Here is a 15,522-nt window from a genome sequence, read left to right as displayed (position 1 = left end):
CACGTTTGGAGCCAGCAGTATACATAAGTTATCGGACAAAGCTATCGAGGCTTGCCCCAAGGCCTGAGCTAGAGCTTTCTAGAGAAAATACCAGCAAGACCAATGATTGCGATACCCAGCAGCATGATTTCACCTTTGCCACTGTCAAAGCCAGACTTAATCCCCATGAAGGCAACAATAGCGATAGCAAAAGGAATCAAGTATTTAACTAGGTTGTACCACAATCCAAATAGCGGGAAGGATACTTCGCCGTCATTAGTGATCTCTTTTTCTAGCTCAGCACGGCTTAGGCGCCATCCAGCAAAGATACAAACCAACATACCACCAACCGCTAGGAAGATTTTATCCGTTAGCAAGTCGAAGATATCAAAGGCACCTGTACCAAACAGCGTTGGCCCCATTCCACCTAACGATAGTGACGCAAAAATACATAATGCCGCCATAACTGCACTTGCAGACAGAACCGCGTTAGAGCGCTTCATGCCTTTCTCATCGATTAGGTAAGACACGACAACTTCCAATAGTGATACTGAAGAAGTTAATGCCGCCACCGTCAAGCCGATGAAAAATAGCAACGCGAATAGCAACCCAATCACACCGCCCATTTCAGCAAATAGTTGAGGAACGACAACGAATACAAGACCAGGGCCTGCCGCAGGCTCCATGCCAAAGGCAAACATAGCCGGGAACATAGCAACACCAGCAAGAATCGCTACACCTGTATCCATCGCAGTAACCATACCGGTTGTTTGAACTAGGTTCTCTTTCTTCTTCAGGTAAGAACCGTACGTCATCATACAGCCCATACCTAAGCTAAGTGAGAAGAACGCCTGCCCTAGTGCAGCAAGAACCACATTGCTATCGACTTTAGAAAAGTCCGGCATGAATAAGAACTCAAGGCCAGCCATTGCACCTGGCAGCATCAAGCCTTTAACAGAAACAACGATTAGGATTAAGAACAAAAGCGGCATCAGAACCTTACCGGCTTTCTCAATACCACCCGAAATCCCTTTCATCACAATCATGACGTTAAGGAACAGGTAAACCCCCATCCACATTAAAGGTTGAATCGGATCTGAGATGAAACCGCCAAAGCTGTCGCCAATTGCTTCTGGCGCGCTGAGTAGACCACCGCCCACTTTAAAGATGTAGGCCAATGCCCAACCACCAACCACTGGGTAGAAGCCCATGATCAAAAGACCACTGAAGACTCCCATAACGCCAGTGAACGTCCAGCGTCGGTCAGTTGTTTTGAATGCACCTACGGCAGAAAGACCTGTCTTACGACCAATAGCGAACTCTGTCAGCATCACGCTAAAGCCGATAAAAATAACAAAGATAAGGTAGATAGCAACGAATGCACCGCCGCCACTCTCACCTGCTGTGTAAGGGAATTTCCATATATTGCCTAAACCGACAGCGGAACCCGCTGCTGCCATTACGAAGCCTAGTTTAGACCCCCACGTATCACGTGGTGCTGCTGTATTAGTTGTAGCCACGCTTTTTCTCCAAAATTAGTTTGTTGTGTATGCATAGAGATAGGCGTCTAAAAAGTTTATGTAAAAATTATTGTACACTTATAAAATAAGCGTTCGACGCACTATGTCTAGAAAGTAAAGCAGCTCCCCTTTAAAATTGGAACCCCAAAAAAGTACATTTATCGCACAAGTGTCGAGTTACGCAGGTTAAATGCTGCTTTTTTGTTCAAAAGTTAAAGAATGACCTTATTTTTCACATTAAAATAACAGAATCAGCTGTTATGAAATTCGTTCCTCATATAAGGTCAATCCCACGTCTAAATGGGAAATCTATTCCCCCAACCCACTTTTATGCTTAATATCCTAGAAGGGCATATTACTCTGAGCGTATATGGACAAGTTTTATCACTTTCTTACTTTAGCTGGCATCGGGCTATATTGGTTACTGGTCGCAGGTGTGACCATTCGTGTCGTTTTAAAGCGCCGTGCAGTGAGCGTGTCTTTAGCTTGGCTAATGATCATTTATATCCTTCCCGTTCTGGGTGTCGCGTGTTATTTCCTCTTCGGTGAACTGAACTTAGGCAGAAAACGGGCCGAACGCGCAAAAGAGATGTTTACACCATTCGAGAAGTGGTTCAGTCAGTTGAACGACTGTAACGCGCACAACCCAGAAACAATGGGAAGGCACATCTACCGAATTGATGAACTTTGTAACAACCGCCTTGGTCTTCCCGCATTGAGCGGTAATACATTGTCGCTGCAACAGTCACCTAATGAGATTTTGCATTCCATTATTGAAGACATCGAAAACGCACAGAGCAGTATTCGAATGGTATTCTACATTTGGCATCCAGGTGGTTTGGCTGACTCTGTCGCTTCTGCACTTATCCAAGCGGCTAAACGCGGCGTAGATGTCAAACTATTGCTCGATTCAGCAGGTAGTCCACGTTTTTTCAGAAGTCCTTGGTATCGAATGATGCAGGATGCTGGAATTGAAGTTATTCAAGCGCTAGAAGTGAAGATGTGGCGTATTTTCTTACGTCGTCTTGATCTTCGCCAACATCGCAAGATCATCGTAATTGATGATGAAATTGCTTATACAGGTTCAATGAACTTAGTTGACCCGGCTTACTTCAAACAAAACAGTGGCGTCGGGCATTGGGTGGACATCATGGTTCGCATTACGGGACCAACGGTAAACGTATTGAGTGCTATCCACTGTTGGGATTGGGAAGTCGAAACTGGCGAACGTCATTTACCGAGACTACCTGAATGTAAGATCGATGAGAGTGAATTCCAACACCCTATTCAGGTTGTGCCTTCTGGCCCTGGTATGCCGGAATATCTGATCTATCAAGTATTAACATTGGCAATCAACCAAGCCAATCGCTCGGTACGAATTACAACACCATATTTCGTGCCCAATGCAGACTTACTTGAAACGTTAAAGATGACAGCACAACGAGGCATTGATGTTGAACTCATTATTCCACATAAAAATGACTCGATGATGGTGCAATGGGCGTCACGCGCGTTTTATAGTGAGCTTTTGTGTGCAGGAGTCAAAATCTATGAGTTTTATGGTGGTTTGCTGCATACGAAATCCGTCGTAATTGACGACCAATTCTGTTTAGTTGGCACCGTAAACATGGATATGCGCAGCTTGTGGCTGAACTTCGAAGTTACCCTCGCCGTTGACGACGAAGAGTTCACGAAGCAAATGTCTTGGTTACAAGATAGCTATATTAAGCAATCTCACACTGTTGTATTGGAAGAATGGGAGAAAAGAAGCCTATTTTCTCGATTCTTAGAGCGAGTGTTCTATCTCTTCAATCCACTCCTCTAATACCTCAAATACACCGACTAAAAAAACCTCCAGCGCTTCAAACATCTTGCTGGAGGTTTGTTCTACTTACGTTTTCCACCTTAGCGATACACTCTAAGCCTACAACTCAACCTTTCAGCTTTGACGCCTTCACTCGATAATCTCGGCTATTATTGGGTGATAGTTGACTTTTCCCTTGCAAACGTTATGTCGTCCATGTTTTAAATAATCAAAATCGTAATATTTAAGACAGGGAACTTTTATGTCAGAGGGCAAAAAAACCAAGCTCATTACCGCTGGCCGCGATAAAAAGTGGACAAACGGTGTTGTAAACCCACCCGTTCAACGCGCTTCAACCGTGGTATTCAACACGGTTGCAGAGAAGAACCAAGCCACCATGAACCGCACCAATAAAACATTATTTTATGGTCGCCGTGGCACCAACACGCACTTCGCTTTTCAAGATGCAATGGTTGAGATTGAAGGTGGATCAGGTTGTGCTCTCTACCCTTGTGGCACGGCAGCAATTTCAAATGCGATTCTCTCTTTCGTCGAAACTGGCGAGCACATTCTGATGGTGGACACTTGTTACGAACCAACTCGTGATTTTTGTAATATCATCATGAAGAAAATGGGCATCGAAACTACCTATTATGATCCGATGATTGGAGAAGGTATTCGTGATTTGATTCAACCAAATACCAAAGTCCTTTTCCTAGAATCTCCGGGGTCAGTCACAATGGAGGTGCAGGACGTACCAACATTGGCGCGCATCGCTCACGAGCACGATATTATTGTGATGCTTGATAACACATGGGGAGCTGGCGTGAACTTCTCACCATTTGAACATGGTGTCGATATTTCTATTCAAGCCGCCACCAAATACATAGTTGGTCACTCTGATGTAATGTTAGGTACAGCCGTAGCTTCCGAAAAATACTGGCCCCAACTGCGTGAACAAAGCTACTTGATGGGTCAGTGCGTTTCTCCTGACGACGCATACCTAGGCCTTCGTGGTATTCGCACGCTGGATGTTCGCCTAAGACAACACGCAGAAAGTAGCTTGAAAGTCGCCAAGTGGCTAGCTTCTCGTCCGGAAGTTGATCATGTCCGCCACCCAGCATTGGAATCGTGCCCTGGCCATGAGTTTTTCAAACGTGACTTCACTGGTGGAAACGGCTTGTTTTCATTTGTTCTCAAAACGTCTTATCCAAAAGCGACGACGGCTCTGCTTGACGGTATGAAACACTTCAGTATGGGTTATTCTTGGGGCGGGTATGAAAGCCTCATTCTAGCTAACGAACCAAAGAGCTTTAACAGCTTGAGAACCGTAGCGCACCCACACTTTGAGGGCACTTTAGTTCGTATTCATATTGGCTTAGAAGACGTGGATGACTTGATCGCCGATCTAGAGGCTGGTTTTGCACGCTATAACGCGTTAATTTTAGAAAAAGAAGTCTCTCTAAAATAGTAATTGAATCGCCCTGCTTCGCGGGGCGTTTTTATAACTCGCTGACTTAATTAGAATTATCTAACATTCTCACCAGCTATTCGTTAATGTTAATCATTTGTGTTGTTTTTCAATTGAGCAGTCACAGAATGAAATAATGTGCCACAAATAGGCTTTCCAAATTTAGAGTTTCTCTCCTACTTTTTATCATTCATAAGAGGTCATACCACAAGGAGATAGTTTTGAAACTCAAATTCATAGCGCTAATGCTTTTTACCTTAATTACCGTCCCAATAACCTCCGTACACGCCGCAACGGGTTATACCCAAACCAAGTATCCGATTGTTCTGGTTCATGGATTATTTGGTTTTGATACCCTCGCAGGCGTAGATTACTTTTTCGGAATACCACATTCCTTAACGAAAGACGGCGCTAAAGTTTATGTAGCGCAGGTATCCGCGACCAACAGCAGCGAAGTTAGAGGGGAACAACTGCTTGCTCAAGTAGAAACCTTACTTGCTGCAACAGGCGCAGAGAAAGTCAATCTCATCGGTCACAGTCATGGTGGTCCAACAACGCGCTATGTTGCCTCTGTCCGTCCAGACCTAGTTGCATCAGTTACGAGTATAGGTGGCGTTAATAAAGGGTCTAAAGTGGCAGATTTAGTTCGTGGCACCGTATCTGAGGGTTCTGGCAGCGAGCAGCTCGCGGTAAAACTGGCGCAAGGCTTAACCACTCTTATTAATCTTCTATCAGGCGGTTCTGATCTCGACCAAGACCCTTTAGCCTCACTAGCAGCATTAACCACGGAAGGATCATTAGCGTTTAACCAGCACTACCCAGAGGGAGTCCCTACCAGTGAATGTGGTAATGGTGACTTGCTGGCTTCAAATGGCGTTTATTACTACTCATGGACCGGATCATCCACTTTTACAAACGTTTTCGATCCGACCGACGCTGCCATGATGGTACTTGGCTTAGCCTTTGATGGGCCAAATGATGGCTTAGTTGGTGCGTGCAGCACACATTTGGGCAAAGTCATACGTGATGATTATCAAATGAACCATTTGGATGAAATTAACGGCCTACTCGGTATTCATCATCTTTTTGAAACCGATCCAGTCACGCTTTATCGCCAACATGCAAATCGTCTCAAACTTCAAGGTTTATAAGAGGTCATGACAATGAAGAAAGTCGCTCTCACCACTTTTATCCTGCTCTCGATATTTGGCGTGGGAGCGCTTTCTCTGTTGCAAAGCGACAAACAACAAGAGATAGCCTCTAACCATTCGCAATCTCAGCAAGATATAGCCGCCGATGTCTCTTCCCCAAAAGACTTCTTCGAATATTCTCTTAGCCGGCTGGGCGAAGAAGATCTCGATACGATCAAAGCGGAAGTCAATGATGACACTTTAGCAAAACAAACACTGAATATTGATGCCAAACTCTTCCAGACCTACCTTTCCTACAAGCAAGCGCTCTCTGCATTAGAGCCTTTTGAGCATAACCAACTAACGATTGAACAGCTAACCATGCTGAATGAAGCGATACTGAATTTACAACTTCAATACTTTAGCGAGGTCCAGATAGCTCAATTGTTTGACGAAGAAAACCGACTTCGCCAACTTGCATTGGAAAAGCTGACGATTAAAAAACAGGCATCGGATATCGAGAGTCAAACACACCTTCTCAATCAAGCGCTATCAGAACAACCAGATTATATCCGAGAAAGTGAACGCAATAACGCATTAGCGGAGCAACTCGAGCAAGCTTCTCAGCTTGATTCACAAGATAAGTACATCGCCCGTGTTGCACTGGTGGGAGACGCTGGAGCGCAAAGGCTGCAAAAGCTTGATGAGCAAAGAGCATCATTTGAGACTCAACTCGCCACTTACTTAAAACAGCGTCAAGAGATTCTGAATAGGGATTTTCTAGGGCAAGACGAAAAACAGGCAGAAATCATTGCTTTAAGAAAGCAAAGCTTCGATGCCACTCAATGGCGTCGAATCGAAGCTTTGGAACGTATTCATGATAACCAGAACTAACAACATAAACTTAATAAGCCAAACGTTACTTATTCTGCTTTTTAGGACATCCAACGATATGGTCATCCACCATGCCGACGGCTTGCATGAAAGCATAACAGATAGTTTCACCGACAAACTTGAAGCCTTTCTTTTTTAGGAACTTACTCATGGCTTTGGATTGCTCTGTCGAAGCTGGTACGTCACTCATATGCTGCCATTGATTGACGATTGGTTCGCCGTCCACGAACTGCCACAACGCGTCTGATAAACTTCCGTATTCAGCAATTAACGCTTTGGCCGCTTTAGCATTACTGAAAACCGAGTTAATCTTTCCGCGATGCCTTACAACATCGAAGTTTTCCACGATGTATTCAGCGCGTTCTTCATTTCTTTGTTCCAACGCATCTAGGTCGTAGTTCTCGAACGCTTCTCTATACCCTTCGCGCTTTTTAAGAATGGTAATCCAACTAAGCCCAGCTTGCGCACCTTCCAACGTAATAAATTCAAACAGGGTTTGGTCGTCATATACTGGCACGCCCCATTCGGAATCATGATATTCGCGCTCTAATGGGTGATTCATCGCCCACGCACACGTTTTTTGTTCTGTCATTATTCTTCCTTAAAAAGCGCCTCTAACTGATGAGCTAGAGGCGCGATACTTTTCATCGTTATATCAGTAGCACTAAGCCTGTTTCGGTACTGCCACTTTATGGAATAAACGATACAACACTGGCACGACAATCAGTGTCAGGACTGTCGCAAAGCCCAAACCAAACATAATCGTAACCGCCATTGGTTTGAAGAAAATATCTGGTAATAGTGGGATCATACCAAGGATCGTCGTGATTGCAGCCATACACACAGGACGAACACGGCTTACCGCAGCATCAACGACCGCATCATAAGCCTCTTTACCCGATTTCATTTCTATTTCAATTTGGTCCAGTAATACGATGCCATTTTTGAGCACCATTCCCGATAAGCTTAAGAAGCCGAGCAATGCCATAAAACCAAACGGCGTGTTGAGTGCCAACAAACCGGTGGTGACACCAATTAACGCCAGCGGCACGGTAAGCCAAACAATGAGTGGCTCTTTGATAGAGTTAAATAGGAATACAGTGATCAAGAACATGAACAAGTACCCCATTGGCATGGTAGTAAACAGCGACTCTTGAGCATCACCTGAAGATTCGTATTCACCACCCCACTCTAGTGAATAGCCAGGAGGCATTTGAATCGCTTCAATTTGGGGCTGTAAACGTTTTTGCAACGTCGATGCGGTTTCTTCACCTAGAATATCAGGGTCTGCCATCACAGTGAGCATACGCTTACGGTTCTTACGTACGATGATAGGATCCTCCCAACGCATGTCGTAACCCATTGTGACTTGTTGAAGTGGGATAAACTCACTCTGTGCTGGACTCCATATTTTCATGCCTTCAATGTTACGAATATCAATGCGTTCATCTTCAGGTAAACGAGCCACGATAGGCATGAGCGTCGTGCCGTCTCGGTAAAGGCCTATCGTCATTCCAGAGAATGACATGGACAAGAAATCATCGACGTCCGATTTGGTAATGCCATAGCGACGTGCCTGACTCTCATTAAACTGAGGTTCAAGAACTTGGGTTCGTTCACGCCAATCATGCCTGATATTTGTTGCCTGAGGATCGGCGTACATGATGTCCTTGACCTGAGCGGCTATCGTACGAAGGACGGTTGGATCAGAACCAATAATGCGCGCTTCAATTTTTGCACCACCACCAGGGCCTAACTCAATCTGTTTGAGCTTGTAATTTATTTCTGGGTATTTGGCTTTTAAATACTCTCGAAACTTCGCCATTAATGGTTTTAACGCTTCGTAGTTTTCCATACGAGTGGTTATCTCACCATAAGCCGCATAACTTTTCTCTGGCGCGTACGTTAGCATAAAGCGCTGTAAGCCTTTACCCGCGGTCGTCGTGATATGGTCAACATGCTCTTGCTTGGCTAACCAACTTTCTAGCTCTTTAAGCGTTGTGTTGGTGGCGCGAATATCAGTTCCTTCCGGCATCCATACATCTAACTGAAAAATAGGCGTTGTCGACGATGGGAAAAACGCTTGCTTCACAAAGGTGAACCCATAAACACTCGCCGCTAATCCCGCAATCAGCACCACAACGGTAAACCAAGCACGGCGCATACAGAACTGGAGAAATTTTTTATAAATAACGAAAATAACCCCGTTATATGGATCATTTTCTTCCCCTTCACCTTGTTTAATCTTCTGGCCTTTAAAGAAGATGTCAGCGAAGAACGGTGTCAACGAGATAGCGGTAAACCAACTCAACATCAATGAGATCAGAAGAACCGTAAACAAAGTGCCACAGTATTCACCCGTCGAGTCTTCAGACAGTCCAATGGGCGCAAATGCAGTTACCGCGATCACAGTTGCCCCAAGTAATGGCCACTTGGTTTGGGTAACAATGTCAGTCGCCGCTTGGAGTCGAGTTCGCCCTTTTTGAGTACCAATCAAAATCCCTTCAACCACGACAATCGCATTATCCACCAACATACCTAACGCGATAACCAAGGCACCTAATGAAATCCGCTGCAAATCTATCGCGAGATACTTCATGAAAATGAACGTACCCAACACCGTCAGCAGTAAAATTAAACCGATAAGCAGACCTGAACGTAGCCCCATAAAGAACAGAAGTACGATAATGACGATACCGACAGCTTGAGCCAAGCTGACAACAAAACCGCTAACCGATTTATCCACCTCTTTAGGCTGACTGTAAATTTCGGAAATTTCGATACCGACAGGTTGTTGGTACTTTAGCTCTGCAAGGCGATGATCAAACGCTTTTCCGACTTCAACGACATTGACGCCTTCAGCAAAAGAAACACCCACGTTTAGTGCGAGGCTGCCGTTAAAATTAATAATATTATTCGGGACTTCTACATAACCACGTTTTATTTCCGCTACATCTTTCAAGAAGATGAGCCCCTGAGCTCCCGACTCAGTAATCAACAAATCGCCTAGCTCATCCACACTCTGGAATTCGCCAGTCGGCTGAATTCTGATGTACTCGTCACCAATTCTGATCGCCCCTGCGTCAGAAACCACGTTTTGCGTCGAGAGAAGATTAAAGACCGTATCGGGAGAAAGTCCTATACTGCTCAGCTTTTTCATAGATACTTCGATGAAAACTTGCTCTTGCTGTTGCCCGGATACCGAAACTTTACTCACGCCATCAACCAGTTCGAGCTCTCGGCGTAAGTAATCGACGTAATCCAGTAGCTCTTTATAGCTATAACCGTCGCCAGTCACCGCTAACAAAATCCCGTAAACATCACCAAAATCATCGATCACTTGAGGTTCATTCACACCCGGAGGCAACGTCCCTTTAAGGTCATTCACTTTACGGCGTAACTCATCCCAGATTTGTGGCAGATCATCAGGGCCATAATTGTTCTTCATCGTGACCGTGATTTGCGATAATCCTCGGCTGGAAATCGAATTCACTTCATCAACATAAGTAAGCTGCTGAATCGCTTTTTCGATCGGATAAGTCACTTCTTCTTCGACTTGTTGCGGCGTCGCACCAGGATAAGAGGTCACCACCATGGCATCTTTGATGGTAAAAGCAGGGTCTTCAAGACGCCCTAACCCAAAGAATGCAGCGATACCACCAATCAAAAAGATCAGTGCGACCATCCAACTGATGACACGATTTCGGATAAAGTACGCAGCAATACCGGTCACATCATCATCACTTTGAGGCACTGATTTATTAAGATCGCTCATAGACCGGCCTCCTGCGTAGCCATTTCCTGTATCACTTCCACTTTCATGCCATCCCTTAACCGAGAAACACCGGCAATCACAACTTTGTCTTTCAGCATGAGACCATCAAGGATTTGAATGGATGTTTTAGATGCTTTACCTGCTCGAACCTGTCTGCGCGATACCGTATTGTCATCATTCAGTACCCAAACAAATTTGTTTTCCCGCCCCAGCTCGTCACCGTCCGCATTGAAAATGGCTTCAATAGGAACATTAATTCCTAAATTGAGATCCAAGCCAACGTTCTTATCTTTGGAGGTCACCTCAACTGCCATCCCATCTAGGATGTATTCTTCTTCCGGCATAGGAAGCGATAATGTGACGGTAAACGTGCCTGTGGTTGGGTCTGGCTCAGTCGTAAATTCTTTCACGGTCGCGTTGTACTCGTTACCACTAGGGACGCGCACCAATGCTTTTATCGCGGTAAGTCTTTCTTCCGTTGGCGGTTGGTTCACATAGAGCCGGTCTGGAAGTTGAATCAGCACCTCTACTCGCTCCAAACTATGAATATTGACGATATGCTGTCCGACTTGGACATTTTCGAATTGCTCGATATTAACTCGAGAAATGATCCCATCCACAGGCGCTTTTAAGGTAGTAAATGATAAACGGAGTTTCGCTAACTTAAGCTCAGCCAAAGCGATTTGTCGTTGTGCTGCAATTTCATCAAACTGAGACTTAGCTAATAGGCCTTTATCAACCAAAGGACGTGAACGGCGATACTGACTGTCAACAACAGAAAAACGCGCACTCGCATTATCTACATCCAACTCATAGTCCGTAGGGTCCAACGTTGCGATAACATCACCCTTCGTGACTTTATCGCCCTCTTTTACCATGATGCGGCTGACTTCTCCTGCCACTCGGAAACTCAAATGAGAGCGATCCGCTGCATTCGCAACCGCAGGGAAATATAAGTTGTCATCCACCCGATTTCCCGCTAATGAGGTAACTCTTACACGCGGTGTCTCAAGAGCTTTTTCTGGTGCCTTATCGCCACAACCAACAAGAAGAAACGTTGAAAATAATGCCGCTAGAGAGATGATTCCTTTCATATTACAACCCTCTTTCCTTAATCCAGGCTCTTACCTTAATTCCGGGTTTAATTACACTAACACCAGAGATAATGATTTGATCGCCATCGTTAAGCCCAGCTAACACTTGGTTTTTGTCATTCATTTCAATAGCGGCTTTGGACACAATACCTTGCTCATCGACACGCCAAACGTATGTTTTGCCGTTCTCTTCTAGCAGCGCGGAATTAGGAATTTTTGTTGCACCAGCATTTTTAGATAGGAGGTAAGCATTACCAGACATGCCCGGTAAAAGGCCTATTTCTGCTGGTCGCTCCATCACCATAGTGACTTTGTAACTACCGGTTTTAGGATCGGCTTCTGTATCGATTTCTTGAAAGGTCAAGTCAAATGACTGCTCGGGGAAAGCGTCAAAGACCATTCTGGCAGAGACATCGCTACCCTGAGTGTAACGATTTAGCAGATAGTCAGGGACTTGGAATATCACCTTAAGCAGTTGGTTGGATTGAATATTCATCACGCCTTCTTTTGCGGCGACATACTCATGGTTTTCTGCTGGAATATACGAAATCGTACCATCATATGGCGCGACAAGTTTGGTATACCTTAAATTTGCCTTTGCTTGATTCCACTGAGCTTTGGCTGAATTGTGATTCGCTTTTGCCTCATCAAAATCTTGTTCGGACACCACTTGGTCTTTACGTAACTTTTGGTATCGCTTGTACTGCACGTCTGCGAGCGCGAAATTTGCCCGAGCTTGCTGTTCAAGCAGAGAATATTCATCAGGGTTTAATGAAGCCAATACATCGCCTTTGCTGACGACTTGACCTTCATTCACCTCAATCGTTTGAAGAAGTCCAGGAACTCGAAACGTCAGTACCGCTTTATCACCAGCTTCCGTCGTGGCAGGAAAGTGTCGTTCAAATTGGGCATTGCCAACAGATACTGTAAATAGCTTTGCGGGGCGGGATTCAGGTTCTGGAACAGGGGGAAGTTCTTTACCACACCCCGACAACACAGCCGAGATGGCGACAGGAATGAGCAATCTTCTCATTACATTCATCCATAAAAAATTAAGGGATTATTTTTAAAGTAGATGAATTCTGGGCGAACTTCCAGAGTTGAAAAGATTAATAGTGCTTTAAAATTAGTAATTTGTGACAAAAAAGCAGGCTTTGCACCTGCTTCGTTTAAATCTTCTTTGGATGCGGAGTGTTTAGAGCTTACTGAACTCCCGATTCACCCTATATGTATCAGACGTAACATACGCTTCCATGTTACGGATTTTGCCATCAAGACGGTCAAAATCGCGTTCCAACACACTGAGCAATTGGTCCGGACTTTGTCCTTTCTGCCAAGGCTTACTTTTAAGTGTGTGCTCTTGTTGCGCTCGGATATTTTCAGAATACGTCACTGGTTGCTTTTCTAACATAAACGCCATCGCGACGTATGCTAACAGCACCAAAAACGTACCACCCAACAGCGCTGCAGAAATCACTACAATACGAATCAACCAAACCTCTGCACCAAAGTAGTTGGCAATTCCGGCACAAACACCGGAGATTTTGCCATTTACTGGGTCACGATACAGCTCTCGATTAGTCATACTTGCGTCTCCATGTTGGTGACTCAGCATCCAAGATGCGCTCCAATGTATCAACTCGGGACTGCATCGCTTCCGCTTTTTCAGATAGTACCTGAAGGCGCTCTAAATCTTGGCTCGACAGTGCACTATCTGTTTTGCGTTTGCTGCGATAGTGTAAGAAGAGCCATAGTGGAGCGACAAAGATTAAAAAGACAATCACTGGTCCTGCTATAAAAAATGCCGACATAAATGGCTCCTTTGTTATTTATCTTTCGATGACATCTGTTCTTTCAGTTTTGCCAACTCTTTTTCGATTTCGTCTTGAGCTTGAAGCTCTGCAAACTCTTGCTCTAGCGATTTTGCATTACCAGTTTGTGCGTACAAATCTGCTTCTGCTTCCATTTCATCCACTTTACGCGAGTACTGCTCAAACTTCGCCATCGCTTCATTAGTACGGCTAGTGTGCAGGTGTTTTTGCACATCACGACGGTTAGAGGCGGTTTGGTTACGAATTGCTAGTGCTTGCTGTTTTGCACGCGTTTCTGCAATTTTGCTTTCTAACTTACCGATCTCGCCTGTAAGCTTGTCGATCGTTTCTTCTACTAACGTCTGCTCAGTGTGAAGGCCTTTAATCACTTGCTCAAGCTTTTGCTTTTCAATTAATGCTGCACGAGCCAAATCTTCACGCTGTTTTACCAACGCTAGGCTCGCTTTTTGGCTCCATTCGCCAATTTGCTCTTCTAACGTTTCAACTTTACGAGCCAACTCTTTTTTGTCTGCAATCGCTTTAGCCGAGTTAGTACGCACTTCAACAAGTGTGTCTTCCATTTCTTGAATGATAAGACGGATCATTTTTTCAGGATCTTCCGCCTTGTCCAGCAATGCACTGATGTTTGAGTTAACGATATCTGCAAATCGAGAAAAAATACCCATAACGGAACTCCTCTTTTTTCCTATTAAAACTCGACAAGGTGGTGGTTGACCTTGCGTCTCCCTGAATACATTACAAGTAGCATGCCAACTTAAAATTACATTTAAAATCAGCAATTTATGCATTTTGTTGTCGTTATGCACTATTATGCTATGATGTTTTTCACCAACTGTTGGTGAAATTCACCAACTCCATATGTAAATCATGGCTCGGCTGTTAAATAAGAAGGACTTTATGAAGCAAAACCTGATTGGTGAATCACCTGCTTTTCTCGCCGTATTAGATAAAGTATCACAACTTGCGCCTATTGAGCGTCCAGTCCTCATTATCGGTGAACGAGGAACGGGTAAAGAACTCATCGCTCAGCGTTTGCATTATTTATCAAGACGTTGGGATAAGCCACTACTATCACTCAACTGTGCGACCTTAAGCGAAGGACTAATAGATTCAGAGCTATTTGGTCATGAGTCCGGCTCCTTTACAGGCTCTAAGGGCAAGCATAAAGGACGTTTCGAACGCGCCGAAGGCGGCACTTTGTTTCTTGACGAACTGGCCACCGCACCACTTTTAGTTCAAGAAAAGCTGTTGCGTGTCATCGAATATGGTGAATATGAACGAGTTGGCGGTCATACCGCTCTCAATGCGGATGTTCGACTTGTTTGTGCAACCAATGCGGACTTACCAAAATTGGCGGAACAAGGCGATTTCCGTGCCGACTTACTCGATCGTTTAGCGTTTGATGTCATCATGCTGCCTCCTCTTCGTGAACGAAAAGAAGACATCCTCTCTTTAGCAGAGCACTACGCGATGAAGATGTGCCGTGAACTTCAGCTCGAATATTTTGTCGGTTTTACCTCAAAAGCACAGCATTCGCTTCTTGAATATGAATGGCCAGGTAATGTCCGTGAACTAAAAAACGTGATTGAACGTGCTATTTACCAACATGGTCTCAATGCCGATCCAATTGATGAACTGATTTTCAATCCTTTTGAAACAGTTTGGAATAACACGCTTGGTCATAATGCCGAGCAAGCCGAACTGCAGCAAGAAGAGGAAGCACCAAGCAGCGCAGTTCAATTCCCTCTAGACTATAAACAGTGGCAAGAAGAGCAAGACATCCACTTACTCAATCGCGCATTGGAAGAAGCCAAGTTTAATCAACGACAAGCAGCCGAGCTACTTGGTTTGAGCTACCACCAATTACGAGGGATGGTTAGAAAATATGGTTTAGTCGGGCAAAGCTAGCTAGGTCGAAGGTGCTTGATCGGTTAGCGAGCGAGTGACAGCGCTCTAATTTGTATGTCTTTCAAGCATAACACCTTACAGTGTATGGATTTTATGTTTGGAGCGAGTTCACAAA

At 44.6% G+C, this 15,522-nt stretch carries 13 protein-coding genes; 5 read left to right on the top strand and 8 right to left on the bottom strand.

Annotated features, from left to right (window positions below):
• Positions 1-68 precede the first annotated feature (68 nt).
• Positions 69-1,439, bottom strand: a complete 1,371-nt coding sequence (locus tag J8Z23_RS05855; protein ID WP_301659916.1) for a sodium-dependent transporter — start codon at positions 1,437-1,439, stop codon at positions 69-71.
• Between the two features lie 430 nt (positions 1,440-1,869).
• Here J8Z23_RS05855 and cls point away from each other — a divergent pair, with 430 nt between their 5' ends.
• From cls to J8Z23_RS05835, 4 genes are all read left to right on the top strand, one after another.
• The gene (cls, locus tag J8Z23_RS05850) at positions 1,870-3,324 is read left to right on the top strand and encodes a cardiolipin synthase (protein ID WP_005393277.1); all 1,455 of its coding nucleotides are present in this window, start codon (positions 1,870-1,872) and stop codon (positions 3,322-3,324) included.
• A gap of 241 nt (positions 3,325-3,565) precedes the next feature.
• Positions 3,566-4,774, top strand: coding sequence for a cystathionine beta-lyase (locus J8Z23_RS05845; protein WP_434635210.1), 1,209 nt, complete (start codon positions 3,566-3,568; stop codon positions 4,772-4,774).
• Positions 4,775-4,995: 221 nt separating this feature from the next.
• A complete protein-coding gene (locus J8Z23_RS05840) occupies positions 4,996-5,925 on the top strand; it encodes an esterase/lipase family protein (protein WP_025998621.1) in 930 nt (309 codons plus the stop codon).
• Between the two features lie 12 nt (positions 5,926-5,937).
• The gene (locus J8Z23_RS05835; RefSeq protein WP_301659878.1) at positions 5,938-6,798 is read left to right on the top strand and encodes a lipase secretion chaperone; all 861 of its coding nucleotides are present in this window, start codon (positions 5,938-5,940) and stop codon (positions 6,796-6,798) included.
• A gap of 25 nt (positions 6,799-6,823) precedes the next feature.
• Here J8Z23_RS05835 and J8Z23_RS05830 read toward each other — a convergent pair whose 3' ends face one another.
• The 7 genes from J8Z23_RS05830 to pspA all read right to left on the bottom strand — a co-directional run bounded on the left by J8Z23_RS05830 (position 6,824) and on the right by pspA (position 14,164).
• Complete coding sequence (locus J8Z23_RS05830; RefSeq protein WP_104971518.1) at positions 6,824-7,390, bottom strand: DNA-3-methyladenine glycosylase I; 567 nt, start codon at positions 7,388-7,390, stop codon at positions 6,824-6,826.
• A gap of 72 nt (positions 7,391-7,462) precedes the next feature.
• Complete coding sequence (gene vmeI, locus J8Z23_RS05825) at positions 7,463-10,573, bottom strand: efflux RND transporter permease subunit VmeI (protein WP_104971517.1); 3,111 nt, start codon at positions 10,571-10,573, stop codon at positions 7,463-7,465.
• The gene (locus J8Z23_RS05820) at positions 10,570-11,667 is read right to left on the bottom strand and encodes an efflux RND transporter periplasmic adaptor subunit (protein ID WP_074191125.1); all 1,098 of its coding nucleotides are present in this window, start codon (positions 11,665-11,667) and stop codon (positions 10,570-10,572) included. The genes vmeI and J8Z23_RS05820 overlap by 4 nt, the downstream gene beginning before the upstream one ends.
• Position 11,668: 1 nt before the next feature.
• The gene (locus J8Z23_RS05815; protein ID WP_301659875.1) at positions 11,669-12,700 is read right to left on the bottom strand and encodes an efflux RND transporter periplasmic adaptor subunit; all 1,032 of its coding nucleotides are present in this window, start codon (positions 12,698-12,700) and stop codon (positions 11,669-11,671) included.
• A gap of 162 nt (positions 12,701-12,862) precedes the next feature.
• A complete protein-coding gene (gene pspC, locus J8Z23_RS05810; RefSeq protein WP_012841944.1) occupies positions 12,863-13,252 on the bottom strand; it encodes an envelope stress response membrane protein PspC in 390 nt (129 codons plus the stop codon).
• Complete coding sequence (pspB, locus tag J8Z23_RS05805) at positions 13,245-13,478, bottom strand: envelope stress response membrane protein PspB (RefSeq protein WP_005393293.1); 234 nt, start codon at positions 13,476-13,478, stop codon at positions 13,245-13,247. The genes pspC and pspB overlap by 8 nt, the downstream gene beginning before the upstream one ends.
• Positions 13,479-13,492: 14 nt before the next feature.
• The gene (gene pspA, locus J8Z23_RS05800; RefSeq protein ID WP_005393294.1) at positions 13,493-14,164 is read right to left on the bottom strand and encodes a phage shock protein PspA; all 672 of its coding nucleotides are present in this window, start codon (positions 14,162-14,164) and stop codon (positions 13,493-13,495) included.
• A 232-nt stretch (positions 14,165-14,396) separates the two neighbouring features.
• On the opposite strand from pspA, the gene pspF reads away from it, so the two are divergent.
• Positions 14,397-15,407, top strand: a complete 1,011-nt coding sequence (gene pspF / locus J8Z23_RS05795) for a phage shock protein operon transcriptional activator (protein ID WP_048626229.1) — start codon at positions 14,397-14,399, stop codon at positions 15,405-15,407.
• Positions 15,408-15,522 lie beyond the last annotated feature (115 nt).

This window comes from Vibrio sp. SCSIO 43086, assembly GCF_051132235.1.
In the GTDB taxonomy this organism is placed as follows: domain Bacteria; phylum Pseudomonadota; class Gammaproteobacteria; order Enterobacterales; family Vibrionaceae; genus Vibrio; species Vibrio diabolicus.
This window is presented reverse-complemented; position numbering and strand designations above follow the sequence as displayed.

Bases quoted from the DNA above. Each gene is read 5' to 3' on its own strand.
- J8Z23_RS05855 (WP_301659916.1), bottom strand. From the start codon at position 1,439: ATGGCAGCAGCGGGTTCCGCTGTCGGTTTAGGCAATATATGGAAATTC.
- cls (WP_005393277.1), top strand. From the start codon at position 1,870: ATGGACAAGTTTTATCACTTTCTTACTTTAGCTGGCATCGGGCTATAT.
- J8Z23_RS05845 (WP_434635210.1), top strand. From the start codon at position 3,566: ATGTCAGAGGGCAAAAAAACCAAGCTCATTACCGCTGGCCGCGATAAA.
- J8Z23_RS05835 (WP_301659878.1), top strand. From the start codon at position 5,938: ATGAAGAAAGTCGCTCTCACCACTTTTATCCTGCTCTCGATATTTGGC.
- J8Z23_RS05830 (WP_104971518.1), bottom strand. From the start codon at position 7,390: ATGACAGAACAAAAAACGTGTGCGTGGGCGATGAATCACCCATTAGAG.
- vmeI (WP_104971517.1), bottom strand. From the start codon at position 10,573: ATGAGCGATCTTAATAAATCAGTGCCTCAAAGTGATGATGATGTGACC.
- J8Z23_RS05820 (WP_074191125.1), bottom strand. From the start codon at position 11,667: ATGAAAGGAATCATCTCTCTAGCGGCATTATTTTCAACGTTTCTTCTT.
- J8Z23_RS05815 (WP_301659875.1), bottom strand. From the start codon at position 12,700: ATGAGAAGATTGCTCATTCCTGTCGCCATCTCGGCTGTGTTGTCGGGG.
- pspC (WP_012841944.1), bottom strand. From the start codon at position 13,252: ATGACTAATCGAGAGCTGTATCGTGACCCAGTAAATGGCAAAATCTCC.
- pspB (WP_005393293.1), bottom strand. From the start codon at position 13,478: ATGTCGGCATTTTTTATAGCAGGACCAGTGATTGTCTTTTTAATCTTT.
- pspA (WP_005393294.1), bottom strand. From the start codon at position 14,164: ATGGGTATTTTTTCTCGATTTGCAGATATCGTTAACTCAAACATCAGT.
- pspF (WP_048626229.1), top strand. From the start codon at position 14,397: ATGAAGCAAAACCTGATTGGTGAATCACCTGCTTTTCTCGCCGTATTA.